This is a genomic window from Pseudoalteromonas sp. 20-92 (assembly GCF_030847595.1).
Classification (GTDB): domain Bacteria; phylum Pseudomonadota; class Gammaproteobacteria; order Enterobacterales; family Alteromonadaceae; genus Pseudoalteromonas; species Pseudoalteromonas fuliginea.
The window spans coordinates 1-26890 of record NZ_JANJGQ010000037.1 but is presented as its reverse complement, the minus strand read 5'-3'; the positions used below and the strand labels follow the sequence as shown (position 1 = coordinate 26890).

Genomic DNA, 26890 nt, shown 5'->3' with positions numbered 1-26890 from the left:
GAAACGAAACAGCGCCGATGATAGTGTAGCATTTGCTATGTGAAAGTAGGACATTACCAGGCTTCAAATTGTAGAGAACCCGACTAGAAATAGTCGGGATTTTTTACGTCTGCAGAAAAGTGAAATGTGCACACTTAACACACACTCATATCGCGACACAAAGATAGTGTAGCATTGGCTATGTGGCTCTCCACCGCTGTGGGCACTACGACATTACCAGGCTTCAAATTAAAGAAACCCGTTACAGCAATGTGACGGGTTTTTTGCTGTCTGGGATTTAGTAAAGAGCCCATGCCGAACTCAGTAGTGAAACGAAACAGCTCGAAGGCGAGCCCCACGGAAGGCCGCCCCGACACAATGATAGTGTAGCATTTGTTATGTGAATTTCTACAGCTGTGGGCACTACGACATCCTACTGCGTAGCGCACCGACCTCAAATTGTAGAGAGCCCGACTAGAAATAGTCGGGCTTTTCTACGTCTGCAGAAAAGTGAAATATGCGCAATTAACACACACGACATCAACACCCATCTCGTAGGTCGGGCGAGCGTTGCGACTCCCGTAAAAAGCATAAAAAACCTTCGCTCAACAATGAGTGGTAGCATTTGTACTGTGGGTAAATAATATCAATTGGTTTAACATCTGACCTAATATAAAAGCTTTAACTATCTGGTCTTGTTTATAAGTATTGAACATGACCTTTAAGCCTTTATATACGCTTTGGGTAGGTTAACTGAAGAGAATGAAAATAGTTAGGTAGAGATTGATACAGAGATTTTAAATATGAACTTAAATCTAAAGGGCATGATATTTAATAGTACTTATGGAGTGCCTGTGTAAACTAGCCACGTTATCTACCAGCATTCATTAATTGTTTTATAGCCAGATAAGCGGTTGAGGGCTGCTTTAATTTAATATGTATTGAGCGTTATTAATTTTTAATCCTAAGGTTAACTAAGGCCATATACTTTATATTAAAAAACCATCGACAAGACTTACTAAAAAGTGTTTTGTGTACTCCTTAAACTAAAGTTTATTTTATATTCTCTTAGTTCTAATTAACCATCTATATATGCCAATAAAGAACAATGCTGCAGATCCGAAGCCACTCAACACCCAAATGACTTTTAAAATGTTACCGCCAATGCTGCCGTCATGTAGAGGGTGTATCCAGTTTTTAATTTTACTAGCCGTACTTTGTTTATCTATATTAAACATGCTCTCTAACTTCCCTGTAAGAGCATTAACCTCTATATAGCTATGTGGAAAGCGATAAGAAGGATCGTTTACAGTTTGAAATCTAAATCTGTAAATCGCATTTGAGTTTGATGGTGTTTCAATCCAAGCTAAACGTGCACTCGGTAATGCTTTTTTAGCTATTAGTATCGCTTGCGATAAAGGAATATTGGATTGTTTACTCGGTTGTATTTGTGTTTTTAAAGGGGAGTTTATATCGCTAACTAAAGCGATTAATATAGGATCTGTCTGCTTTGGAATAGCAAGCATAATCCCTGTAATCGTTAGAGCTAATAATGGGATGCACAAGCTTAAACCAATTAATTTATGCCAATCATAAAGTAGGCCTATTTTAGAACTGCGACGTTTAAATTTTAACGATTTTATCCATTGACCTTTTTTTGGCCACCATGCTAATAACCCAGATATGAGAAGGGTTAATGTGGCAATGCCTATATACCCCACAATTATAATGCCGGTACTTCCTGTGAGTAATGAAAAGTGCAGGTTATATAACCATGTAACAAAATAATCGCCCCAGTAATCTTTTCGAATTACTTTATATTTATCATTTGAGAGCCAAATCATTAAGGTTGCAAATTCACGATTTTGTGTTTCTACAGGGTTATAGTAACGAGCCGGTATGATTGAATTGTCATCTGTTACCTCAAGTCGCCAGGGTCCATACTTATCTGGAAAAGCCGTTTTTAAGTTTTTGTATGCCAAATCCCAGTCGACTTTGTCTGTATGCTTTATATTTACTTTAGTGAGGTTCAGTTGTGAATCTATTTGTGGGTAATATATTAATACTGAGCCAGATAATGCAATAACAGTGAGTAAAAACCCTATTGATAAACCTAAATAAAGGTGTAATCGTCTAAATATCTTTTGCCAAGAAAGCTTTGGAAGCATGAATAAAGTAGCCGTAATAAGTGAGTGTACTTAAACAATAATTATTAGGTATTTTATAGTGTTTTAGAGAAGAAAAGTGCGACATTTTGTCGCACTTCTTACAATGCATATTTAAAAAATAAAACGCCAGCTCAAGGCTGGCGTTAAAATACAATCTTAAAGTTTATTTAAGCTTTAGGTCCTGCATTTTTTATATCATCTGATACGTCGTACTTAGCAAAGTTCTCAGTGAAGTCTACGGCAAGTTTTGCTGCATATTCATTGTATTTAGCTTTATCTTCCCACGTATTAATAGGGGTAAGTAAGTTTGTATCTACACCCGGAACGGCAACTGGCACATCTAGGTTTAAAACATCAATATGTTGAGTTTCAACGCCTGTTAATTTACCAGATACAATAGCATCAATTACAGCGCGAGTCGTTGGAATATCAAAGCGCTTGCCTGTACCGTAAGGGCCGCCAGTCCAACCTGTATTCACAAGGTACACTTTAGCGCCAAACTCGCGTACACGCTTCATAAGAAGCTCAGCGTAAACACCAGCAGGGCGTGGGAAAAATGGTGCACCAAAACAGGTTGAGAATGTTGATTCAATATCGCTAGTAGAGCCAATCTCAGTTGAGCCAACTTTAGCTGTGTATCCACTTAAGAAGTGAAAAGCAGCCGCTTCTTCGCTAAGAACAGATACCGGTGGTAATACACCGCTTACATCACAGGTTAAAAATACAACTGCTTTTGGTTCGCCTGCGCGGTTTTCTACTTTACGTTTTTCAACGTGTTCAAGTGGGTATGCTGCACGGCTGTTTTGAGTAAGGCTAGTATCGTTAAAATCTGGAACGCCCTTCTCATCTAGCACTACATTCTCTAAAATAGTACCAAAGCGAATTGCATTCCAAATTACAGGTTCGTTCTTTTGTGACAGGTCGATACATTTAGCATAGCAACCTCCTTCAATATTAAACACGCTTCCAGGTGCCCAACCGTGTTCGTCATCACCAATTAAAAAGCGAGTAGGATCTGCTGAAAGAGTTGTTTTGCCCGTACCAGATAAACCGAAGAATAATGCTGTATCGCCTGCTTCACCAACGTTAGCAGAACAGTGCATTGGTAATACACCTTTTGCTGGTAGTAGGAAGTTTTGTACAGAAAACATCGATTTTTTCATTTCACCGGCGTAGCGCATACCTGCTAGTAATACTTTACGCTGTGCAAAGTTAATAATAACGGTGCCATCGCTATTTGTGCCATCACGTTCCGGCTCACATACAAACGAAGGAACGTTCATTACTTGCCATTGTGGTAAGTTTGAGGCGTTATAGTTTTGTGGTTCGATAAACATGTTTTTGGCAAAAATATGGTGCCACGCTGTTTCTGTAGTTACGACTACAGGTAAATAATGCTCAGGGTCAGCGCCAACTTCTAGGTGAGAGGTGAAGTGGTCATTGCTTTGAACATGTGCTTCTACGCGAGCCCATAATGTGTCAAATTTTTCTGCATTAAATGGACGATTAACGTTGCCCCATTGAATGTCATCTTGAGTTGTCGCTTCTTGTACAATAAAACGATCTTTTGGTGAACGGCCAGTTCGTTTTCCTGTAATTGCAACAAAAGCACCATTTGCGGCTAAAGTACCTTCGCCACGGCGGATCGCATGCTCGACAAGTTCAGCTGCGGTTAAATCGACAAAACGTGTAGCGCCTGTAGTCATGTTTATACCTAACTATGTGTGAGAGTTTGAACGGATAGCTCTGGGGTTATCAGTGCCCTTAAACTGAAATTATAGTAACAGAAGGTTTTAAGATATTCGAGCCCGCAAAGCCCCTAAAAACACATATATTTAAGAAAAAACATGAATAATTTCAATGATACCGGTGTCATGAAATTAGCAGAAAATATGACACCGGTATCATCTTTTTATAATATAAAACCGCATGTTTTGCGGCTTTAATTACTATATATAAATGAAGCTGAACATTTAGTTGAAAATGCTTTTTATGTCTTGTTCGTTAAAAACATACTCTTTTAAACAGTAATGGCAGTTAATGTTAACAGTCCCTTTCTCAGCTACATCTTTAAGTAGTTCTTCTTGTCCAATATTAACAAGCGCAGTAATTGTCTTATCACGGCTACAACCACATTTGAATTTAATCGCTTGAGGTTCAAATACGCGAGGATTATCTTCGTGGTAAAGGCGTGTAAGGACGGTGTTCGCATCAAGGTGTAATAGTTCTTCATCTTTAATTGTATTACTTAATGCTTCTAGGTGTGCAAAGTCTTCAATTGATTTTTGTTTATCAACTGGGAGTACTTGTAAAAATAGACCACATGCTTTTGCGCTACCTTCTGTTGTGTCGGTTGCAAACCAAAGGCGTGTTTTTAGCTGCTCTGACTGCTCAAAGTAACTTTCGATACATTCACTAAGAGTGTCATGCTCTAGCGGTACTATCCCTTGATAGCGCTCACCTTTATCTGGTGTAATAGTGATTACCATATAGCCTTGGCCAATAAGCTCTTTTACAGTTGTGCCCGTAATTTCGCTTTGCAGGCGCGCAATACCACGCATGTTTTGTTTGTCATCACCATTTATAACTGCATATTTAACTGGGCCATCACCTTGAAGCTGTACAGCAATTTCACCTTCAAACTTTAAGGTAGCAGTAAGTAAACAGGTTGCAACGAGTAACTCACCAAGTAATGCTTTAACAGGATCTGGGTAATTATGGTCGGCAATCATTTCATTATAAGCACTCTCGATTTGTACGAGTTCGCCACGAACATCTAGTTCGTTGAATAAATAACGGTGAAGTAAATCTTGTTGCATGAGCGGCTATACCTAACTTGATTTCATTTTTAAAAGTTCGCGTCTTTGCTTTTTATCCGGTTTTTTATCCGGATGGGGGGCAAAAAAGCTGTTATTTTTGCGTGCGATGCTGTTCTCTTCGCGTTTAGCAATACTGGCATCAGATTCTTGATACATGGTCTGTGCAATGGGGGCGCTTTGGCGTTTTTCAAGCACTGAGAGTATAGTTATCAGCTTTTCATCTACTCCTTGTGCAAGTTTTATGTTTGCGCCAACTTCTACTATTTTACTCGCTTTTGTACGCTGTCCATTATAATGCACTTTGCCGCCTTGTACCATTTCACGTGCAGTCGCACGAGTCTTATAAAAGCGAGCGGCCCATAACCACTTATCTAATCGAACTTTTAACTCATCTTTATGGTCTGAACTTACGTGGCTGTTACTTTTTTTACTCATAAGGCATTTAATCCAGTGTATTATAACTTAAAATTTATCATGAAATCATTGTAGGCTGAAGGTATTATAATCGCAGTCTGTTTTGCCTTGAGAGAGTGAGTCAACTCATTCTGTTTACAAAGTTTAATATTAGCGTGCTTGTTGAATGAAATATGAAAGGGTACTATGGGTACGCGCTTACGCAGTAAATTAAAATAAGAATATTATTTATGGAACAGCAAATACAGCAACTTAAACAATTTTTAATTCGTTTACCACATGCAAAATTAAGTGCATTAGTGACTCTATTAGTTGTTGTTTATCTTGCTTTTTTATTATCAAAATTGGTTTGGCTTATGTGGCCAAATCCGGTTGTATCTCCACTTACTCCAATGCACTACGCTAATCAAACCAAGGGTGTCGCTGGTAATCGCTCTACGCAGCATATAGTGGAGCAATTTTTGTTTGGTAAAAAAGTTGCAACAAATAATAATACTACGCGGCAATCACAAGTTATTAACAATGCACCTGAAACGCGCTTAAGTATAAATTTAACAGGCATAGTGGCGGTAAGCCATGATGATAAAGCAGGTGTGGCTATTATAGAATCACAAGGAAAACAAATAAGTTACTTAGCGGAAGAAGTTATACAAGGCACGCGTGCGAAAGTCGCACAAATATTACCAGATCGTGTGATTTTAAGCGTAAGTGGTGGCTTTGAAACATTAATGCTTGATGGTCTAGATTTCACAAAAAAAGTATCAATGCCTGTTCTTGCTGCCCGAGACGATTCAGAAATGGGACCACAGATGCAAATAGCATCAAGGGATCAAAAAATAAATGCAACCGCAGATCCACAAGTAAGAGAAGCCTTAATAGAAACACGTGAAGAGTTACTCGAAGAACCAGGTAAATTATTTGACTATATACGTGTCTCACAAGCGATGAGTGATGGAGTACTTATAGGTTATCGCTTAAGTCCAGGAAAAGAACCTGAGCTATTTAAGCAAATGGGATTACAAAATAACGATTTAGCTATTGCGATTAATGGCTATCAATTAACAGATTTAAAACAGGCAATGTCAGCTATTAATGAGCTGCGCAATAGCACAGATGCTAATATCACTATAGAACGTGATGGCGAGCAAATAGATGTGCAATTTAGCCTGTAATAACTTAGCTTTGGAGTTTTAATATAATGGTTCAGGTGCTACACCTCAAAAAAATTAAAAAAGGGTTAGCTAAGTATGCAGCACTTTTTTTAGCAGCAAGTATTTCTTTGTCTGTTTCTGCTGTTGAGTATGCAGCTAACTTTAAAGGCACAGATATCAACGAGTTTATTAACATTGTTGGTAAAAATCTTAATAAAACAGTGATTATTGACCCAAATGTACGCGGCAAAGTGAATGTGCGCAGTTATGAGTTGATGGATGAAGCACTTTATTATCAGTTCTTTTTAAATGTATTAGAAGTTTATGGCTACTCAGCTGTTGAAATGGACAATGGCATTATTAAGGTTGAAAAAAGTTCAGACGCTAAAAAATCAAATGTCCCACTTATTACAGAGGGTAATGAAGCTAGTGGCGACATGATGATTACACGCGTTGTGCGGGTTAAAAACGTAAGCGTACAAGAGCTAGGTCCATTAGTTCGTCAATTTAGTGATCAAAAAGATGGTGGCCACGTTGCCAACTTTAATGCGGCTAACGTTATGATGCTAACGGGTCATGCAGCATCGGTTAATCGCTTAGTTGAGATTATTCGTTCGGTTGATCAGGCGGGTGACAAGCGTGTAGATATAGTAAAGCTTAAATATGCGACGGCAGATGATGTTGTCTCTGTGGTAGATAATATTTATAAAGACAGCGGTAAAGGCAGTGTTCCTGAATTTTTAATTCCTAAAGTGGTTGCCGATGGCCGAACTAATAGCGTTATTGTAAGTGGCGAAGGCCAAGCACGTACGCGTGCTATAGAACTTATTAAACGCTTAGATGGTGAATTAGAAAGCCAAGGTAACACCAAGGTGTTTTACCTCAATTATGCTAAAGCTGAAGATTTAGTAAAAGTATTGCAAGGTGTGAGTAAGTCACTTGTTGATGACGCGCAAGGCGGCACAACTAAAACTCGTAGCAGAAATAGCAATGAAAGCAGTATAGAAGCTCACCCAGATTCAAATTCATTAATTATTACCGCGCAGCCAGACACCATGCGATCACTAGAGTCGGTAATTGAGCGTCTTGATATTCGTCGTGCACAAGTATTAGTTGAAGCCATTATTATTGAAGTAATGGAAGGCGATGGTGTTAATTTAGGTCTGCAATGGATTTCTGAGCAAGGCGGTATGCTGCAATTTAACAACGGAACTACAGTTCCTGTTGGTTCATTAGCTGTTGCGGCGGAGCAAGCGCAAGATGTAACGGTTACTAAAAATATAATAGGAACAGAGTCTGGTACTGTGACGCCGTTTACAGAAACGACGGAAGGTGACTATGGTCCATTAGCTTCCTTACTTAGTGGCATTAATGGTCTAGCGCTGGGTGTTGTTAAAAATGACTGGGGTGCAATCATTCAAGCAGTAGCTACCGATACAAATTCGAATATTTTGGCTACACCGTCTATTACTACAATGGATAACGAAGAAGCCTCTATTTTAGTCGGTCAAGAAGTACCTATTATTACTGGATCACAAACCGGCAGTAATAATGCTAACCCATTTCAAACTGTTGAGCGTCAAGAAGTGGGTATTAAGCTCGTTGTTACCCCGCAGATTAATGATGGTTCTGCTGTACAGCTTACGATAGAGCAAGAAGTATCGAGCGTCAGTGGTGCAACTGCGGTTGATATTTCAGTAAATAAGCGTTCAATTAAAACAACAGTTATGGCTGATGATGGCGGTATGGTTGTGCTTGGCGGCTTAATAGATGAAGACGTGCAAGAAAGTGTATCTAAGGTGCCGTTATTAGGCGATATCCCTATTTTAGGCCATTTGTTTAGATCGACCAATACAACACGTCGTAAGCGTAATCTTATTGTATTTATTCGCCCAACCATTATTCGTGATGGTGTAAGCATGAATAAGCTAAGTTTTAACAAATATAACTTTATTCGTGGCGAGCAATTTAAACAACAAGAAGACGGCATTGAATTAATGCCAATGACAGATACGCCTATTCTGCCTGAGTGGAACAATGAATTAATACTTCCACCAACGTATGAAGAACATTTACGTAAGCAAAATGCACAAGAGCGTAAAGATGACTAATGCGATACAAGAGATAAACCAAGATGTGGTTCATCCTAATACGCATCATCAGGATACGCTATTAGCGGATGATGTATTAATAGAGTTACCAGCTAAACGTTTACCATTTTCTTATGCAAGGCGCGCAGGTGTATTGCTAAGTAAAAATAAAGATAATCGTATTGTATATTATCGTGGTGAGCTTGACGTAGAAGTACTTTTAGAAGTGCGCCGTATTGCAGGTAATGGTTTTACATTAGAGCAGTTGGCTGACGATAAGTTTGAGTTGTTATTGGAAGCATCTTATCAACGTGATAGCTCTGAAACGCAACAAATGATGGAAGATATAGGGAATGAGGTTGATTTGTTCTCACTCGCCGATGAACTTCCACAAACAGAAGATTTGCTCGCCGGTGATGATGATGCACCAATCATCAAACTTATTAACGCCATGCTCAGTGAAGCGATAAAGGAAGGGGCATCTGATATTCATATCGAAACCTTCGAGCAAGAGCTTGTTATTCGCTTTAGGGTAGATGGTGTACTTAAAGAAGTCCTTAAGCCTAATCGTAAACTCGCATCGTTACTTGTATCGCGTATTAAAGTAATGGCCAAGCTTGATATAGCCGAAAAACGTATTCCTCAAGATGGCCGTATTAGTTTGCGTATTGCTGGGCGTGCAGTTGATGTACGTGTATCTACAATGCCATCAAGCTTTGGTGAGCGTGTAGTACTGCGTTTACTTGACAAAAATAACGCACGTTTAAATCTAGAAGATTTAGGTATGACCGCAGAAAATCGTGCATTGTTTTCTGATTTAATCAGTAAACCGCATGGCATTATCTTAGTCACAGGGCCAACGGGTTCTGGTAAAAGTACTACGTTGTATGCTGGTATGAGTCAAATCAATTCACGCGATCGCAACATTCTGACAGTTGAAGATCCAATCGAGTATGAGATTCCGGGTATTGGTCAAACACAGGTTAACGCTAAAGTTGATATGACCTTTGCGCGTGGTTTACGTGCAATATTACGTCAAGATCCTGATGTAGTAATGGTGGGTGAAATACGCGATCTTGAAACGGCGCAAATTGGTGTTCAAGCGTCACTTACCGGTCACCTTGTTATGTCTACTCTGCATACAAATACCGCATCGGGTGCAATTACACGTATGGAAGATATGGGTGTTGAACCATTCTTACTTTCATCGTCGTTACTCGGTGTGTTGTCGCAACGCTTAGTACGTACGTTATGTAATACCTGTAAAGAAGGTCACACGGCTGATGAGCATGAATGCCAGCTGTTAGGCGTCTCTTTTGAAAGCCAACCGACAATTTACCGAGCGGTCGGGTGTGAAGAGTGTAACTTTAACGGTTACCGTGGTCGTACGGGTATTCATGAGTTACTTGTAGTTGATGAAACAATACGCGAAATGATTCACAACGGTAAAGGTGAGCAAAGCGTAGAAAAATACATTCGTAAGCGTAGCCCTAGTATTCGCCAAGATGGCTGTAGCCGTGTACTCGCAGGTAAAACAACACTTGAAGAAGTATTACGTGTTACCCGTGAGGAAAGTTAATTATGGCGGCGTTTGAGTATCGTGCTCTCGATGGTAGAGGTAAAGAAAAAAAGGTATTTTAGAAGCTGATACGGCTAGACAAATACGTCAAGTTTTACGTGATCAAAAGCTAACGCCGCTCGAAGTGGTTCCAGCAGCGCAAAGTGATAAACAAGTTAAAGGTGAAAAAGCCCCTTTATTTGGTAGCTTTTTTAAACCCACTATATCAACATCTGATCTGGCACTTATTACTCGTCAGTTAGCAACGCTGATTCAATCAGCACTGCCAGTTGAAGGTGCGGTAATGGCTGTAGCTGAGCAGTGTGAAAAGCCGCGTTTAAAGCGCATGCTTATGTCAGTACGCTCAAAAGTTGTTGAAGGCTATACGCTTGCTGATGGTATGAGCGAGTTCCCCCATGTATTTGACGATTTATACCGTGCAATGGTTGCCGCAGGTGAAAAGTCGGGCCACCTTGACCAAGTACTTAACCGCTTAGCTGATTACACCGAGCAGCGTCAACATATGCGAAGCCAAATTACTCAAGCAATGGTTTATCCTATTATTTTAGTGGTGTTTGCAATTGGTATTGTGTCGGTTTTATTAGGTACAGTTGTACCTAAAATATTAAAAACCTTCGAAAAGACCAAGCAAGTATTACCTTGGACAACAGAATGGGTAATGGCCGGCAGTCATTTTGTGCAAAATTATTGGTTTATTAGCTTAATTGCTATTACAGGCATAGCTATTGGGATTAAGCATGCATTGAAACAGCCAAAAATACGTTTTTGGTGGGACGATAGGGTGCTGCATATGCCGGGAATTGGCAAAGTTGCACGTGGTGTTAATACCGCTCGTTTTGCACGCACGCTAAGTATTTTATCATCAAGTTCGGTACCTCTACTTGAAGGGATGCGAATATCAGGAGGTGTGTTAGTTAACGAAAAAATTAAGAAAGCAGTTGCTGACGCTTCTGATAGAGTAAGTGAGGGAGCGAGTCTAAGGGCTGCGCTTCAACAAACAAAATTATTCCCACCCATGATGCTGCATATGATAGCCAGTGGTGAAAAATCTGGAGAGTTGGAGCAAATGTTAGAACGTGCTGCAAATAACCAAGATCGCGAATTTGAAAGTATGGTTAATGTGTCGCTTAAGTTATTAGAACCCGCGATGATAGCGTCAATGGCCGTTATTGTACTTTTTATCGTTATGGCAATTTTACAGCCAATTATGGCAATGAATAAAGCCGTTGGGCTTTAACCTAAAATAACTTTTTAATATATTAGTATTTTTAGAATAATGAGGTAATTACGTGAACAAACAATCAGGTTTTTCTTTACTAGAAGTAATGGTGGTACTTGTTATCATCGGAATGATCATGTCAATTGTGGCACCAAATATTATGGGTCAACAAGAAGAGGCTGCTATTGATAAAGCGCATTTAGATATTCAGCAGCTTGAAGATGCAATGAGCCTATACAAGCTTAAAAATAAAAGTTATCCAAGCACAGAGCAAGGTTTAGAAGCCCTTGTTAATAAAACAAGTATTGAGCCTGTTCCTAAACGCTTTCCAGATGGTGGGTTTATCAGTGAACTACCAGAGGATCCTTGGGGTAATACTTATCAGTTAATTAGCCCTGGAGAAGTTGGTAAGTTTGATATTTTCTCTTTTGGCCCAGATGGTGAACCCGGAACCGATGATGATATTGGGAACTGGGATGAAGAAAAACAATAATGCAAATTAAGAGTACATTGTTTTTATACGTAAATAACGAGAGCTTACTATGCAAGTAAGCTCTACGCGTATAAACGCAAAAACGCGTGGTTTTAGTTTGATCGAAATTTTAGTGGTATTAGTGATTATCGCTTTTGCCACCAAAATGGTGGTATACAGCTTAGAAGGCGGAGCTGAAGATGAGCTAGATACTCAGGCACTTAGGCTGCATACCACCATTAATATGGCGTCAGAGTTTGCTATTTTAAATCAGGTAGAGCTTGGTTTTCACTTAGATGACAATGTGTTTGAGTTTTTAGTTTTTGATGGCGAAAAATGGATAACCTTCGATAGAGAAGACTTGTTTAAACCAACGGAGTTTGATGAGCGTTTTAAAGTAACACTTAATCTTGAAGATTTAGCTTGGGCACAAGATAACTTGCTTGAGCAAGCTAACTGGCGTGAGTTAATGAGTGGTGGTGACGAAGATAGTTTGCTGGAACTTAAAAAACTTAAAATTCCAGAAGTACTTATTTTATCATCAGGAGAGGTTAGTGCATTTCAGCTAATACTTGAATTAAAAGAGCAAAGTGAGCCTGTCTATTATATTGAAGGTGAATTTACAGCCCCAGTTAATTTACGTCGAGAACCAGAATAAATGCATAACCATAAAGGTTTCACCTTACTTGAAGTGCTCGTTGCATTGAGTATTTGTGCCATGGCAGGTATTGCCGCTATGCAAGCAACAGGCGAGCATATTCACCATCTATCGACGATTGAAGAGCAAACTTACGCTTCATGGGTTGCTGAGAATGTTTTAATAGAACAGCGCACTAAAGGTGAGCAGTGGCAAGGTAAAAATGGCGCACGAGGCAGTGAAGTAATGGCAGGGATAGAGTGGTTTTGGCAGCAAGAAGTAATTCCTACTGCAGATAAAAATTTTGTAAAACTGACCATTAATGTATTTAGCGATGAAAAGTATGAGCAATCTACTTATGAGCTTACAACCTATTTAAATAAAGGTAAGAAGTAAGTGAAGCAACGTGGATTTACATTACTCGAAGTTATGGTGGCATTGGGGATCTTAGCTTTTGTAATTATTGCTACGCACCAAATATTAGATACCACCACGAGAGCGAAAGATGCCTCAGATGAAAAAATAGCCGAGCTTAATGGACTACAAACTACATTTAGACTGATGGATCAAGATTTTAGCCAAATGACAAAGCGAGCGGTGCGTAATGAATCTGGTGATGTGCAAGAGCTGTATTTATTGGCCGGACGATATGTTCTTGATAGTCAATATGATGGGATTGCTTTTGTACGCGATGGTTGGATAAACCCGATTAATTTACTACCACGCTCTGAACTTCAAGCCGTTGGATATAGGGTTATAGATGATAACTTAGAGCGCGTGTACCGTGTTTATGTCGATCAGCTTGATAACATGGAGCCGCGAGTACAAGTTATTTTAGAAGGGATTGAAGAATTAAAGTTTGAATTTTTAGATGATAAAAATGAATGGCAAGATAAATGGGAAATTAAAGCGTTGCCTAAAGCCGTTGCGGTTACTCTACAGCAAGTTGACGCAGAACCTATTCGTCGTGTGTTTTTAGTGCCGGGGCAAGGAAAAATAGTAGTACCACCAAGTACGAACTCTACTAATACAACCTCAAACAGAACAAGCGGAGGGACTCCTTAATGGATAAGCACTCTTCGCGTGGAGCCGCTTTAGTCATTGTATTATTTATTGTTGCTTTAGCTGCAATTCTAGCTGTAGAAATGAGTGCAAACTTAATGGTGCAAGTCCAAAAAAGTACCAATTTACAAGGGCATCAGCAAGCTAAATGGTATGCCTATGGCGCAGAAGAACTTGCCATTAAAGCCCTTATTCAAAGTAAAAAAGATGATGCAGAAAAAACCACGTTAGAGCAAGTATGGGCAACACAAGGTGATGTGCCTTACCCTGTAGATAACGGTACGTTGAGTGGAAAAATCACTGATTTACAAGCATGCTTAAATTTGAATGCGTTAGCCGTAGAGCCCGATCCAAACAGCGCAGAAAAAACAAACCCAGCGCACAAAGCTTTGTTTGCTCTTCTTGAAAATATAGATGATTTACCAGCGAATGAATCAGAAGAGGCGATGGCCGATAGTGTATTTGATTGGCTTGATAGCGATAGCATAACCTATCGCTCTGGCGCTGAAGAAGACGAGTACTTATCACGTGAATTCCCATATATGACTGCAAATAGTTTATTCGCTTCTACATCAGAGTTGCGTTTAGTTAAAGGGTTTAATCCTTTAGTAATGGAAAAGGTATTACCTTATATATGTGTTATTCCTGGCAGCAAGCTGCTTTCTATTAACGTAAATACATTAGCACCAGAGCAAGCACTTATACTTAGCGCATTAATTGATGAGCTTAGTTTATCAGGAGCTGAAGCGGTTATTGCCGCGCGTCCGCAGGCGGGCTTTGATAGTAAAGATGAGTTTTTTGAAGTGGTTCAGCAACAAGGCGGAAAAAACGTCAAAGCTGTTGAAAACTTATTTGATATGAAGAGTAGTTATTTTAAATTACAAACGCAGGCAAATTTCGTTGACCTGCGTTTTTCGATGACCACCTTACTGTACGCCGAAAATGGCGACGTAACGATACTGGCGCGAAAATTTGGAGGCGTACAGTGACAGAGATACTGTTGATCCGCACGGGTCAAACTGAACAAGATAGCCTTAATTGGTTAATTTATTCACCGCAAGAACAAGAAATAATAGCAAGTGGTGAACTATTAAATGCGAGTCACTTAAGTGAGCTGAGCGAGAAAGCACAAAGTCGGGAAGTGATCGTATTGCTCCCTTGCGATCAAGTGCAACTGAAAACAGTCATTTTGCCAACAAAGTGGAATCGCAAATTAGAACAAGCTTTACCCTATATGCTTGAAGAAGATATAGCGTGTGATGTCGATGAGTTATTTATTGCTGTTGGTGAGTCAACAATGGTTGGCGAACAGCACGCAGTTCGAATTGCAATGACTGACAGAGAATGGTTTGAGCAATGGTTAGCACTATTTAACGAACATCACTTAGCGGTGTATACAATTATTCCTGATGCTCTATTACTCCCTTTTGCTGATAACGATATAGTCACTGCAATAGAGCTTAATAATCAGTGGTTATTTAAGCAAGGCCAATGGCATATCAGTGCTGTAGAAACCAGTTGGTTAAACGGTTACTTATCAGCCATGGGTAATCCTGAAATCAAACATTTTAGCCCTGCTAATCACTTTCCTGAGAGTGTAAATTTGCAAGCACAAACGAGTGATTACGATTTACCGTTGGCATTATTTGCAAAGCAGCTTGGACAGGTTAAATTTAATCTTCGCCAAGGGACGTATCAGCTTAAAAAGAAAAGTACATTGTGGTGGGGATACTGGCAAAGTGCGGCAATTATTGCCGGCGTTGCTTTAGCGTCAACAATCGCAATAAAGGCGTTAGAGTTGCATCAATTAAATACCAAAGTTGATATAGCAAAAGCACAAGTTGTAGAACGCTATCAAAATGCATTTCCAGGTACTAAAGTACGCCCACAGCTAATTAAGAGTCAAATTAATGGTGCACTAAAAAAAGTACAAGGTACAAGTGATGCTGGGTTTTTAGATTTAACAGCTCAGTTAGTAGATGTTTTTTCGCAAGTGAGTGAATTTACCCCCGAAACGCTTCGCTACGATAAACGTCGTAATGAGTTACGCATTCGTGCCCGAGCTAAAGACTTTCAAACTTTTGGTAAAGTTAAAAGTATTCTTGAAAAGCAGGGCTTGACCGTAGAACAGGGGTCACTAAACAATGATGGTGACTTTGTTGTCGGTGAAATAAAACTGCGAGGTGCAGTATGAAAAAGCAGTTAATACAATATTGGCGTTCGCTAAAAGAACAAGAGCAACAATTAGTTGTTGGTGCTGGTGGTGTGTTTATTATTTTTGTATTAGTAATGGGAATTTTTAGACCATTAAATAATGCAATTGAGCGAGCTGAAAAATCACAAATTAAGCAGCAAGAGTTATTAGTTTGGGTCGATGAAAGTATTGTTAAGCTTAAAGCCGCAGGTAATACGCGAATAGAAAGCAACCAAAACTTAAGCCAGATAGTTAACTCAACGCGTAGTCGTTATAATATCAGTATTAGTAAAATGCAGCCAAGTGATAGTTCATTACGTTTAACACTTGATTCAGTAGAGTTTAACCAGTTAATAGAATGGCTTGACGAATTGGTGAATCAGCATGGTTTACGTGTCGAAAATTTAGATTTAAGTCGTGATGATAAATCGGGCTACGTTCGTGTAAGTCGTTTGGTATTAGAGAATTAATTAATGAAAAAAATAATAACGTTATCGATTGTCTTTTTACTTAGTTTTATCGTGTTTTGTATTATGAAATTACCGGCAGCTATTGCGCTTGATATCGCAAAGCCGTATTTACCAAAACAATTAGAAATAGGGCAAACTGTAGGTACTGTCTGGCAAGGTCAAATGATGCAGGTCCGTTTTGATGACGAGCAGTTAAATAATGTCCGTTGGGATATTGCTGGCTGGCAGTTATTTATAGGTAAACTAAATACTAATGTAAAATTTGGCAATGCACGTGAGCGCAGTGATATTTCGGGTTATGCGGATGTAAGCTATGGGCTTTTTAATAAGGAAGTTATAGTGACTGATGGACTTGTTCGTTCGACAGTAGAGCGTGCAATGCAACGAGTGCGACTTCCTCTGCCTGTAACCGCTAAAGGGCGTGTAATTTTGGAAATTGATGAATACAGCACCGGTGCACCATATTGTGATTCATTAAAGGGTGAAATAGCGAGTCCTAATATTGACGTGCAAGGCTTAAATGGGTGGTTTAATATTGGCCCTCTGGCTGGTAAATTAAGCTGTAAGTCGGGCGATATTGCTATATTAATTGATCCAGATAATACGTTAGGCCTTGAGGCTGATGCTACACTTAAAGCTAATTTTGACTTCAGAGTCGCGGGCTATGTTAAACCTGATGCCAGTCTTCCAAAAGATGTACATGATGCGGTTAAGTTTTTGGGGCGTCCAGATAATCAAGGTCGTTACCCGCTCAATTTTTAATATTTACTAATAAAGAGTTTTAATGCAATTACCTCAATTTACTGAGTTGCACGCGAAGCAGCTCAGCACATTTTTAGATACCCAGCCCCAAGCAATGACATTATTACAAAGCCAAGGTTATTTGTTTGGCGTAATTTGCTCTCCTGAACCACTTGATGTGCATGAATGGCTCGATACAATATTATCAAATAAAGCCAATGATTTAGACGAAGAGACATTGTTTTTGTTTATGGCGCTATATCATCAAATTAGCGAACAGGTGTTTGAAGCTGGTTATAAATTGCCTGCTAATTATGATATTTATTTTTGTAAAAGCTGGAGTGAAGGTTTTTTACAAGCAACCACAATGTACACTCAAAAACTGCTAGATGCCCCACAATTAGAAGTACAATATAAAGAAGCACTAGAGAGCGCTCAAGCAACACTGAGCTTTTTTGCACTCGATGAGCAAATTATTAGCCAAATTGCAGCACAAAATTTAATGGATGAACAGTTACTCTGTTTACAGCAATATGAGCTAATGGGCGATTTTGCTTTAGGTTTTGCTGAACTTGTTGAGATTGTAGCGCTTAATAGTGGCTTATATACAGACGAAGGCTGGGACGACTAGGTGTGCTTTTAGTGCTCAGGTTATTTTTATTACGTGGGCCTATTGCAAGTAAATTCAACGTTAAATAGCGGTTTGGGATTGGTTTATTATCCAAAATTCAGATTAAGTACCCAATTCCAGAATAATGTCAGTACAACCTTGCTTACACCTTACTACTCCTTTACCAGCTTCGGTGGTCGCTAGGTTTAGCGTTAAAACACCACTGCACTTTTCGCACTTTAGTGTTTTTCCCTGCGCTAGTTTTTTAAGCATGTTGCGCTGTTTATGAAACGAGTCACTGGCTTTCTTATTTAATTTCGAAAAATCCATTACTTTGCTCGCCTTTGTTCTAACGCTTCAGATATTATTTTACATACAGTATTTAAACGCTCATCGTAAAAATATAGGTTTAACTCACGCTCACGACAATAACGTAAATTAAACAACTGCACTGACTCGTCTGTTGTGAAGGTTTTCTCTACGTACTCTTTCCCTGAGTCAGACAGTCTTAATTGTGATTTTATACGGTTTTTAGTCATATTAGCTGCGGGGCTGCGATTGACTTTAGTTGTCTCGCTTAAAAAACTAATACCTTCACCTAGTAATTTCTCTCGAGGCTCTTTTATAAGTGGATGATCGATCGTAAAAAAAGCAAGGATCATTAACACCAGTATTATAAATTTTTTCATGAGCACGTAAACCTTGATCTGAATGAGGTTGAATTACCATGCAGTGTAATAAAATGCATTTTAAAAGCAAGTAACTGAGATGAATAAATTATTAGCGATCTATGCCAGTAATTTTAATCAATATTGGTATAATGCTTAATAGCAATCAGATGTTTCTGAAATATCTGAAAGTATTCAAATGATGATTTATCAAACTGATCATGCCTAGCAAGTAACTTGCTACACTTTACTGTATAGGGCATTTGAATATTGCTAAACTTTTATTTCCAAGCGGCGTTGAGGAACTTCGATGGACAAACAAATTAAAGTAAAGAACATTCCTGTGGAGGTAAAAATCCAAAAACCGGATTTAAGCCGTCAAGATGACAGGTTTAATCCCCGAAATCGTATTTATGTGCGAGCAGTGAAAGGTCTTCATCAATTATTAAGGCAGCGTATTGGTTTTTTAGGTTTGCTTGCATTTATGGCACTACCATGGATTAATTTTAACGACCAACAAGCTGTGCTGTTTGATTTAATCGGGCAAAAATATAATATTTTTGGTTTGACGTTGTGGCCACAAGATTTCACCATACTCGCGTTCATTTTTATGTTGGCAGCATTTGCGCTGTTTTTAGTGACCACCTTCTATGGGCGAGTGTGGTGTGGCTACACATGTCCACAAACTGTTTGGACCTTTATTTTTATTTGGTTCGAAGAGAAGTTTGAAGGCACGGCTAATCAACGTAAAAAACTCGATCAACGGCCCATGAATTTTGATAAGTTTTGGCGTAAAACGGCAAAACATACTAGTTGGGTATTATTTTCGTTATATACCGCTATTTCCTTTGTCGGTTACTTTACGCCGATAAGAGAGTTACTTCCTGATTTTGTAACGTTTAACGTAGGCGGTTATGCATTAGTAAGCATTATATTCTTTGCTGTGTGTACCTATGGCAATGCCGGTTGGATGCGAGAAATTATGTGTTTACACATTTGTCCTTACTCACGTTTTCAATCAGCTATGTTTGATAAAGACACATACACAGTAACGTACGATGAAAGCCGAGGTGAAAGCCGTGGTCCTCGTTCACGTAAAGTAGGCCATAAAGATTTAGAACTAGGCGACTGTATAGACTGTAATTTATGTGTTCAAGTATGCCCAACGGGTATTGATATTAGAAATGGGCTACAAGCTGAGTGTATAAACTGTGGCGCGTGTATTGATGCGTGTGATGGCGTAATGGATAAAATGGAATATCCGCGTGGGCTTATTTCATATACGACAGAGCGAAACCTCGAAACACCTGAAAATAAAACTAATCCACTACGCGCTAAAATCATTGGTTACACAGTTATACTTGTTGTGCTTACGGGGGCACTTGTAGCTAATATCGCACTGCGTAAAACAATGGACTTTGATATCATTCGTGACCGAAACCAATTATATCGTGTCGATTTTGATGGTTTAGTAGAGAACACCTATACATTAAAGGTAATTAACAAGGCGCAGTACGAGCAAACCTTTAATATTAAAGTACAAGGGTTAGATAACTTTAAATATATTGGTAAGCAGTCATTTACAGTGCAGGCAGGGCAATCTCATAATGTGCCATTGTCGCTTGTAATGGATCCTTATGATTTGAAGGCGCCGATGACAGAGTTTAACTTTGTGCTTTCACCGGTAGATGCGCCGGATGAGACAATATCGCAGTCGAGTAACTTTTTTAAAGCGCGATAATCACAACCTACCTTAAATAGGTAAGTTGATATAGCAATTAACAAAAGCGGGTATATAACCCGCTTTTTATTTTATATAAGAAGAGTATGAGTAAATTTAGTTTTATTGACTTAACACCCGACCTAATACTCGATGCAATAGAAAGCGTAGGTGTGTACGCCGAATCTGGTTTATTGGCGCTCAATAGCTATGAAAACAGAGTGTACCAATTTAAAGCCGATGATGGCCTGCGTTACGTAGTGAAGTTTTATCGCCCAGAGCGATGGAGTAAAGAGCAAATTCAAGAAGAGCATGACTTTGCATTTGAACTAGCAGAAGCGGAAGTACCCGTTGTTGCCCCTATTTTATATGATGGGCAAAGCTTGTTTGAACACGAAGGGTATTTGTTTGTGTTGTTTCCAAGTGTAGGCGGGCGTTTATTTGAGGTTGATAATTTAGATCAGCTTGATGTAATGGGGCGATTAATTGGCCGTATGCACCAAGTAGCTAAAACAAAACCTTTTACTTACAGGACAACAGTTACCTGTGATGAGTATTTGCATACAGCCAAAGTTCATCTTCAAAAAAGTAACTTAGTGCCCATGGGAATAAATACTGCCTTTTATACTATTTTAGATTTAGTGATAGAGCAGGCGCAAAAACAGTATGAAGATGTGCAAAGTATTCGCTTACATGGTGACTGCCACGTTGGTAATATTTTGTGGGCGGGTGATGCGCTAATGTTTGTTGATTTAGATGATAGCCGTCAAGGTCCTGCAATCCAAGATTTATGGATGATGCTCAGTGGCGATAGAGCGACGCAACTGTTACAGTTAGACACCCTTGTAAATGCGTATGAAGAGTTTTGTGATTTTGATCACTCTCAACTCAAATTAATTGAACCGCTGCGAGCAATGCGTATTATCCATTATATGGGATGGGTAGCTAAACGATGGAGCGATCCTGCCTTTGTGCGGAATTTTACATGGTTTGCTGATGACAAATACTGGGAGCAACAAATTTTAGCACTGAAGGAGCAACTTGCAGCACTGCAAGAAGCGCCGTTAAAGTTATTGCCGTAATATTTTATTTAAAGACAAGTACAACGAGATACAAATGCTTAAAAAATTAAAACTAGGCCTACTACTTCTTTGTTTACCATTTGCGGCATTTGCTGCACAATTTGAAGCTGATAATCAATATACAATTATTAATGCAGAGAAAAGTAAAACACCACAAGTGACGGAATTTTTTTCATATTATTGCCCGCATTGCTTTAAGTTTGAACCTGTTGCTCAGGCAATAGAAAAAAGCTTACCAACAGGTGCAACGTTTATTAAAAATCATGTTAACTTTTTAGGTGGTGTTTCACCACAGGCGCAAACCAATCTGAGCTTTGCCTATCTGATTGCCAAAAAACATGGGCAAGAAGATGCTATCACAGAGCAAATATTTAAAAGTATTCATGTTCAACGTGCACCATTGACTGAGATGAAAGATTTGAAAAAACTTTTAGAAGTAAATGGCATTGATAGCGAAACGTTTGATAAAGATATGGCAAGCATGCCTATTATTTCAGCTGAGCGTGCATTACAAGATAATCAAAACAAATATTCAAAATTAGGCGCACTTACAGGTGTACCTACTTTTATTGTTAACGATAAATATAAAATTAATATTAATACAATTAAAAGCCAACAACAGTTTGATGAACTAGTTGCGTTTTTATTAGCCTTATAATTTCGGAGCATAATAATGATTAAATTAGTTAAAGCAGGTTTGCTTGCAGTATTACTTCCTATGGCAGCAACAAGCTTTGCAGCAACGTATGAAGAAGGCGTGCATTACGACGTTGTTTCTGAGCGTGCAACTAAAAAGCCAGAAGTTAAAGAGTTTTTCTCATTTTACTGCCCTGCATGTAATAACATGGAGGCACTAATTGGTGAGTTTAAGCCTAAGCTTGATAAAAACGTTAAATTTAAAAAGAGTCATGTTGATTTTGTAGGTGTACGTGACCCAGAAAACCAACAGATGATGAGCCAAGCACTTGCGACAGCTGAAGTGCTCCCACAAAAAGATCAGATTATTTCTGCAATCTTTAATCATATCCATACAAAGCGCGCTAAATTTAATGAGCTTGCAGATGTAAAAGATATATTTGTAGCGCAGGGCGTTGATGGTGATAAGTTTGATAAGCTGTTTAAAAGCTTTTCGGTACGTACGCTGAGCTCTAAAATGAAACGCGATCAAGACTACTTTAAAGAAAAAGGCGCACTACGTGGCGTACCTACCTTTATTGTAAATGGTAAGTACAAATTAAACCTAGGTCGTGAGTCGGGTATTACTGAACCAGAAGATATTGGAAAATTAATTAATTACCTAGCTAATAAATAAATTTAACCAAAATAAAAAAAGCTCCTTAAGGAGCTTTTTTGCTTTATAAGGATATAGCGATGGAAAAAATATTAGTATCGAGTTGTTTGCTAGGGCAGCCTGTTCGCTACGATGGTAGAGGACACGCAATTTTGCATCCACAGCTTAATTTGTGGCAAAAACAAAATAGATTAATTGTGTTTTGTCCTGAGGTCGCTGGTGGGCTTCCTACTCCTAGATCTCCTGCTGAAATAATACAGGGGAGTGTAGTTACTAATTTAGGAGAAGATGTAACAGAGCAGTTTCAAACTGGAGCTAATATAGCGCTAGCACTCTGTAAAAAGAATCAAGTGCGTTTGGCTCTACTTAAAGAATCGAGCCCTTCTTGCGGACGAAATACAATATATGATGGAAAGCATCGCGGAGTAAAAATCGAAGGTCTAGGTTTAACTACAGCATTATTAATAAAAAATGGTATTCAAGTATTTAGTGAAGAGCAAATACCAGCACTTATAAAAGTACTGGCACTTTAATTTTGGCTGGTTATTTGCGTTGTAAGAAAACGCCCGACTCAATGTGATGTGTATATGGGAACTGATCAAATATAGCAAAGCGCTTAACGTTGTGCGTACGTGTTAAGTGATCAAGGTCACGCTCAAGGGTTTCAGGGTTACACGATATATAAATTATGCTTTCGTAGTTAGCCACTAAGTCACACGTTAATTCATCCATGCCCGCGCGCGGTGGATCAACTAATATGGTTTGGCAGTCATAGCTTTTAAGGTCAATACCATCTAAACGAGAGAAAGTACGCTCGCCATTCATTGCTTGAGTAAACTCTTCACTCGACATACGAATAATATCTAAGTTCTCGACGTTATTTTTAGCAATATTGTATTGAGCAGAATGAACAGATGATTTTGATATTTCTGTTGCTAATACTTTATTAAAACAGCCCGCTAGCGCAATTGAAAAGTTACCGTTACCGCAATACAGTTCTAATAAATCATTTTTAAGTGGTTTACATAAATCTTGCGCCCACTCCAGCATATTAATATTTACTTTTGCATTAGGCTGAGTAAAGCTATTTTCTACTTGTTGATATATAAGCTCTTGACCATTAACTGTTAAACGTTCAGTTACAAAGTCATCACCTAGTACTTCTTTTTGTTTGCGAGCACGGCCTATAAAGTCAATTTTGTATTTACTGCTAAGCTTTTCTTTAAGTGCTTTAATTTCACTTAACCATTCATCATCCAGTGGTTTGTGATAAAGCAAGCTTACTAAAATTTCACCGCTTAGCGTTGATAGGTAATCGATTTGAAATAACTTACGACGCAATATTTCACAAGGCTTGAGGCTTTCAATCATCACCTGCATTATTTCACCTACTAAAGGCGCTGCTGGATCAAATGTATCAACACGGATTTTTTCTTTTGTTTGTTGATCAAACATAATGTGAAACAGATCGTCACCGTCGTGCCATACTCTAAATTCAGCACGTTGGCGGTAGTTAGTTGGCTCTGAGCTAAATACTTCTAGTTGCTCCACACCAAAACGTTGAAACTGCGCACTAATACGCTGCTCTTTTTCACTTAACTGCGCTTGGTACTGTGTGGTATCTATTTTAATAACTGCCATTAACGCTACTACCTTATCTAAGATCTGTTTATCGGCGCTATTGTAGGGAGCGCTGCGTATTTGTCTAGTTTTGGCTAGCATTTATGCTGTTTTATTGCACATTGTACTTTAGTTTTTATTGTTATAGCCGATAATAAATTACGCACGCTTAGGAGATGTAACATGAAAATAGGTAACTATGGCTTCACGCCAAACAACAACATTAATAAATTCAATAATAAAGCAGATATACAGCAACCTACTATTCAACCTCCCCAAGATAGTTACCAGCAACGTGGTAAAGAATTAGCTGCAAAAGTGCTTGGCGATAAAATGGCTGAGCAGCTTGGATTGCCTATCGCAGAAAAAAAAGCAGACAAACCACTATTTGATTTTGATGAAATCGTAAAAAACGTACTCGATTTTGTCAGCGGCGCTGTAAATAAAGCAAAAGCTAATGGCGCTAATGATGAAAAGCTTAAAGACATGTTAGGCGACGCGCGCAAAGGAGTCCAAATAGGGATTGACGACGCTGTTGATGAACTCAAAGGTACAGGTGTATTTAATGACGAAATGGAAGAGGGCATCAATAAGTCCAAAGAGGGAATTTACAATGGGCTTGATAAATTTGAAGAGTCGCTATTTAATCCACAACCTGCCAGCGTAAATATAAGTCAGGCTCAATATGTCAGTATGACTAGCAATGCAGAGTATAAATTCACTACCGCAGAAGGCGATGAGGTAAGTATTAGCTTTGCGGATGCATTTGAATCTCAATCGGCGAGTGGCTATCAGAGAAACAGTGATAGTGAATCGTTTGCAAGCTCATCATCGCAATCTCGACAGGTATCATTTTCGATGTCGGTTAATGGTGACTTAAATGAGCAAGAGCAAGAAGCGATTAATGCGATGATGGAAGACTTACAAGATTTAAGTAAAACCTTTTTTGGTGGTGATTTAGATGAAGCATTTGAACAAGCACAAGAGCTGAGTTTAGACAGCGATCAGCTGGTGGCTTTTTCTATGGATTTACGCCAAACAAAAACAATAGCCACAGTTAAAAGTTACGAAGAATATAAACCAGCACCAGAAAAACAAGTAGCAGAGGGTTTAGCCCCTTTTAATGACGACCTTAAAAGTGCTTTTGAAAAAGCGGGTGAACTTGGATTACAAAATCAACTAGCTGGCATTCTACAATGGTTAAATCAAGATCAGGAACAAATAGATAAGTTAGTAGATTACACAAAGTCTATGTTCGAAAACCTTAATCAATTAAATTCAGCGGCCGATGATCTTGCCGATTTAGAAACCACACAAAGCTAAACTACTTTCTTTTATAAATACCTCATGGCAAACTGCCGTTCTTAAAGTAAAGTGGGAACGGTAGTTTGTCAGCGCATATAATGGTCTTTGATTCAGGTATTGGTGGAACTACCGTGCTTGAACATATCAAGCAAAGTATCCCCAATGCTCAGTATAGCTATTTTATGGATAATGCATTCCTACCTTATGGTGCTCAATCCCAACAAACAATAATCAACCGATTGTGCTCACTTATTCATTTCATCAAAGCCAACACGCTTGACGTTGATTTAATAGTAATAGCGTGTAATACGGCTTCTACATCTGCACTTAGTGCTGTTCGCCAAGTGACAGATATTCCTATAGTAGGTGTTGTGCCAGCAATAAAGCCTGCCGCAGAATTAACACGCTCAAATCATATTGGCTTATTAGCAACACCAGCCACGGTCGCCAGTTCATACACTAAAACATTAATTGCTGAACATGCACGTAATGTAATCGTTAATCTATATAGCAGTGTGGAGTTAGTGACATTAGCTGAGCAACACTTTTTTACAGACTATTTAGATACAAACAAGTTGCACCAAGTGCTTGATGGCCTAAATATAGATAAAGCTATAGATGTACTTGTACTAGGGTGTACGCACTTTCCGATATTAGTAGAGCCGATTAGTCAGTATTTTGAAGGGAATGTAAAATTACTTGATTCAGGTGTAGCGATAGCAAACAGAGTCAACTACCTACTTAACCAACTTAACCTATGTGTGAATAAGCGAACAGACATAAAAAAGCCGCTGCAATATTATGCAACGGCTGATGTGTTTAGCAATAAGCTAGCGGTAAAGCTAGTTACACTGACTGATCCGTCTCAGTACGTAGAGCATTAGAATCGTCTTCTTGTTTTTGTTTTGCTTCACGTACTTTTAAAGTACGTTGTTGGAACTCGCTATCGTTCAAGTTAGCAATTGCATTGTCTGCATCAGCTTGCGCCATTTCAACAAAACCAAAACCACGACGCTTGCCAGTATTTTTATCCTTTAATAAACGAACATTGAATACTTTGCCTTGTTCTTCAAATAATGCACGAACAACACCTTCATTTGCGCGGTAAGGAAGGTTACCAACATAGAGAGTCTTTGTTTTTACTTCGGCTTCTTCAGTTACATCAGACGACATTGCTGCAATAACAAGTGCGCCTACTAACAAACCAACACCAAATAGAAGCGCAGGGTCTAGTGCCAGGCTTGCTAAAGCAAACTTAACAACAACAAAACCAACTACAGCAAGAATAACAGAGAAGATAAAAGCTTTTTGATCGGGTAATTTCATTTTAGATCTACCAATAAACAGGAAATAAACATTAATTTAACATTGTGAACTTGCTATCTTAACGTCTTAATTGAACATAGCAATGATATTTGTATTAAATAATAAAGAAGAGCACAAAAAAACATCGTTTTACTAAGGTTTTAATATGATTTCACTCGGTTCTGTTCTATTTTTGTTCGAACAGTAAAAAGATCTAAAAAAAGGGTTGATCTGTTTTCGGATATCCCTATAATGCGACCCCACTGAGACGGGAAACGCCGAAGCATAGCGAGG

General features: G+C 38.8%; 27 protein-coding genes and 1 pseudogene. 20 read left to right on the top strand and 8 right to left on the bottom strand.

Features of this window, described 5'->3' with window-relative positions; translation table 11 throughout:
* Positions 1 to 1037: 1037 nt before the first annotated feature.
* From NRL14_RS19940 to hslR, 4 genes are all read right to left on the bottom strand, one after another.
* A complete protein-coding gene (locus NRL14_RS19940) occupies positions 1038 to 2147 on the bottom strand; it encodes a PepSY domain-containing protein (protein WP_306725432.1) in 1110 nt (369 codons plus the stop codon).
* Positions 2148 to 2314: 167 nt separating this feature from the next.
* A complete protein-coding gene (locus tag NRL14_RS19935; RefSeq protein WP_306725431.1) occupies positions 2315 to 3853 on the bottom strand; it encodes a phosphoenolpyruvate carboxykinase in 1539 nt (512 codons plus the stop codon).
* 267 nt (positions 3854 to 4120) lie between these two features.
* A complete protein-coding gene (gene hslO / locus NRL14_RS19930) occupies positions 4121 to 4966 on the bottom strand; it encodes an Hsp33 family molecular chaperone HslO (RefSeq protein ID WP_149604920.1) in 846 nt (281 codons plus the stop codon).
* A 12-nt stretch (positions 4967 to 4978) separates the two neighbouring features.
* Complete coding sequence (hslR, locus tag NRL14_RS19925; RefSeq protein WP_007378582.1) at positions 4979 to 5401, bottom strand: ribosome-associated heat shock protein Hsp15; 423 nt, start codon at positions 5399 to 5401, stop codon at positions 4979 to 4981.
* A 209-nt stretch (positions 5402 to 5610) separates the two neighbouring features.
* Here hslR and gspC point away from each other — a divergent pair, with 209 nt between their 5' ends.
* From gspC to NRL14_RS19860, 13 genes and pseudogenes are all read left to right on the top strand, one after another.
* Complete coding sequence (gene gspC / locus NRL14_RS19920; protein ID WP_149604921.1) at positions 5611 to 6552, top strand: type II secretion system protein GspC; 942 nt, start codon at positions 5611 to 5613, stop codon at positions 6550 to 6552.
* Between the two features lie 26 nt (positions 6553 to 6578).
* Complete coding sequence (gene gspD / locus NRL14_RS19915; protein ID WP_007378580.1) at positions 6579 to 8642, top strand: type II secretion system secretin GspD; 2064 nt, start codon at positions 6579 to 6581, stop codon at positions 8640 to 8642.
* Positions 8635 to 10200, top strand: a complete 1566-nt coding sequence (gspE, locus tag NRL14_RS19910; RefSeq protein ID WP_306725430.1) for a type II secretion system ATPase GspE — start codon at positions 8635 to 8637, stop codon at positions 10198 to 10200. Before gspD ends, gspE begins: the two co-directional genes overlap by 8 nt.
* Positions 10201 to 10202: 2 nt before the next feature.
* Positions 10203 to 11437 (top strand): annotated as a pseudogene (gene gspF / locus NRL14_RS19905) (type II secretion system inner membrane protein GspF).
* A 52-nt stretch (positions 11438 to 11489) separates the two neighbouring features.
* The gene (gene gspG / locus NRL14_RS19900) at positions 11490 to 11912 is read left to right on the top strand and encodes a type II secretion system major pseudopilin GspG (protein WP_007378576.1); all 423 of its coding nucleotides are present in this window, start codon (positions 11490 to 11492) and stop codon (positions 11910 to 11912) included.
* 49 nt (positions 11913 to 11961) lie between these two features.
* On the top strand, positions 11962 to 12549 hold the full coding sequence (locus tag NRL14_RS19895) for a prepilin-type N-terminal cleavage/methylation domain-containing protein (RefSeq protein ID WP_007378575.1): 588 nt from the start codon (positions 11962 to 11964) through the stop codon (positions 12547 to 12549).
* Entirely contained in the window at positions 12550 to 12924 is a 375-nt protein-coding gene (gene gspI / locus NRL14_RS19890) for a type II secretion system minor pseudopilin GspI (RefSeq protein ID WP_007378574.1), read from the top strand. It abuts the gene before it with no gap.
* Complete coding sequence (gene gspJ, locus NRL14_RS19885; protein WP_007378573.1) at positions 12925 to 13593, top strand: type II secretion system minor pseudopilin GspJ; 669 nt, start codon at positions 12925 to 12927, stop codon at positions 13591 to 13593.
* Positions 13593 to 14579 carry a type II secretion system minor pseudopilin GspK gene (gspK, locus tag NRL14_RS19880; RefSeq protein ID WP_007378572.1) on the top strand — a complete coding sequence of 329 codons (987 nt, stop codon included), beginning with the start codon at positions 13593 to 13595 and terminating at the stop codon, positions 14577 to 14579. The genes gspJ and gspK overlap by 1 nt, the downstream gene beginning before the upstream one ends.
* Positions 14576 to 15784, top strand: coding sequence for a type II secretion system protein GspL (gene gspL, locus NRL14_RS19875; RefSeq protein WP_007378571.1), 1209 nt, complete (start codon positions 14576 to 14578; stop codon positions 15782 to 15784). Before gspK ends, gspL begins: the two co-directional genes overlap by 4 nt.
* On the top strand, positions 15781 to 16254 hold the full coding sequence (gene gspM / locus NRL14_RS19870; protein ID WP_007378570.1) for a type II secretion system protein GspM: 474 nt from the start codon (positions 15781 to 15783) through the stop codon (positions 16252 to 16254). Before gspL ends, gspM begins: the two co-directional genes overlap by 4 nt.
* A 3-nt stretch (positions 16255 to 16257) precedes the next feature.
* Positions 16258 to 17016 carry a type II secretion system protein N gene (locus NRL14_RS19865; protein WP_007378569.1) on the top strand — a complete coding sequence of 253 codons (759 nt, stop codon included), beginning with the start codon at positions 16258 to 16260 and terminating at the stop codon, positions 17014 to 17016.
* A gap of 22 nt (positions 17017 to 17038) precedes the next feature.
* The gene (locus NRL14_RS19860) at positions 17039 to 17626 is read left to right on the top strand and encodes a UPF0149 family protein (RefSeq protein ID WP_007378568.1); all 588 of its coding nucleotides are present in this window, start codon (positions 17039 to 17041) and stop codon (positions 17624 to 17626) included.
* A 102-nt stretch (positions 17627 to 17728) separates the two neighbouring features.
* Here the strand turns inward: NRL14_RS19860 and NRL14_RS19855 are convergent, their stop codons facing one another.
* Entirely contained in the window at positions 17729 to 17935 is a 207-nt protein-coding gene (locus tag NRL14_RS19855; RefSeq protein WP_007378567.1) for a hypothetical protein, read from the bottom strand.
* The gene (locus NRL14_RS19850) at positions 17935 to 18294 is read right to left on the bottom strand and encodes a hypothetical protein (protein WP_007378566.1); all 360 of its coding nucleotides are present in this window, start codon (positions 18292 to 18294) and stop codon (positions 17935 to 17937) included. The genes NRL14_RS19855 and NRL14_RS19850 overlap by 1 nt, the downstream gene beginning before the upstream one ends.
* Positions 18295 to 18583: 289 nt before the next feature.
* Here NRL14_RS19850 and ccoG point away from each other — a divergent pair, with 289 nt between their 5' ends.
* The 5 genes from ccoG to NRL14_RS19825 all read left to right on the top strand — a co-directional run bounded on the left by ccoG (position 18584) and on the right by NRL14_RS19825 (position 22899).
* On the top strand, positions 18584 to 20014 hold the full coding sequence (ccoG, locus tag NRL14_RS19845) for a cytochrome c oxidase accessory protein CcoG (protein WP_033031093.1): 1431 nt from the start codon (positions 18584 to 18586) through the stop codon (positions 20012 to 20014).
* 86 nt (positions 20015 to 20100) lie between these two features.
* On the top strand, positions 20101 to 21075 hold the full coding sequence (locus NRL14_RS19840) for a serine/threonine protein kinase (protein ID WP_306725429.1): 975 nt from the start codon (positions 20101 to 20103) through the stop codon (positions 21073 to 21075).
* 34 nt (positions 21076 to 21109) lie between these two features.
* Entirely contained in the window at positions 21110 to 21733 is a 624-nt protein-coding gene (locus NRL14_RS19835; protein ID WP_007378563.1) for a thiol:disulfide interchange protein DsbA/DsbL, read from the top strand.
* 15 nt (positions 21734 to 21748) lie between these two features.
* A complete protein-coding gene (locus NRL14_RS19830; RefSeq protein WP_306725428.1) occupies positions 21749 to 22387 on the top strand; it encodes a thiol:disulfide interchange protein DsbA/DsbL in 639 nt (212 codons plus the stop codon).
* 59 nt (positions 22388 to 22446) lie between these two features.
* Entirely contained in the window at positions 22447 to 22899 is a 453-nt protein-coding gene (locus NRL14_RS19825) for a DUF523 domain-containing protein (RefSeq protein ID WP_306725427.1), read from the top strand.
* 10 nt (positions 22900 to 22909) lie between these two features.
* Here the strand turns inward: NRL14_RS19825 and trmA are convergent, their stop codons facing one another.
* Positions 22910 to 24007 (bottom strand): tRNA (uridine(54)-C5)-methyltransferase TrmA, encoded by a 1098-nt coding sequence (gene trmA, locus NRL14_RS19820; protein ID WP_007378561.1) that lies wholly within the window; start codon positions 24005 to 24007, stop codon positions 22910 to 22912.
* A gap of 162 nt (positions 24008 to 24169) precedes the next feature.
* On the opposite strand from trmA, the gene NRL14_RS19815 reads away from it, so the two are divergent.
* The gene (locus tag NRL14_RS19815) at positions 24170 to 25309 is read left to right on the top strand and encodes a DUF5610 domain-containing protein (protein ID WP_306725426.1); all 1140 of its coding nucleotides are present in this window, start codon (positions 24170 to 24172) and stop codon (positions 25307 to 25309) included.
* Positions 25310 to 25374: 65 nt separating this feature from the next.
* On the top strand, positions 25375 to 26175 hold the full coding sequence (murI, locus tag NRL14_RS19810; RefSeq protein ID WP_096792307.1) for a glutamate racemase: 801 nt from the start codon (positions 25375 to 25377) through the stop codon (positions 26173 to 26175).
* On the opposite strand, the gene NRL14_RS19805 is transcribed toward murI, so the two are convergent.
* Positions 26138 to 26617, bottom strand: coding sequence for an RNA-binding protein (locus tag NRL14_RS19805; protein ID WP_007378558.1), 480 nt, complete (start codon positions 26615 to 26617; stop codon positions 26138 to 26140). The genes murI and NRL14_RS19805 overlap by 38 nt on opposite strands.
* Positions 26618 to 26890 lie beyond the last annotated feature (273 nt).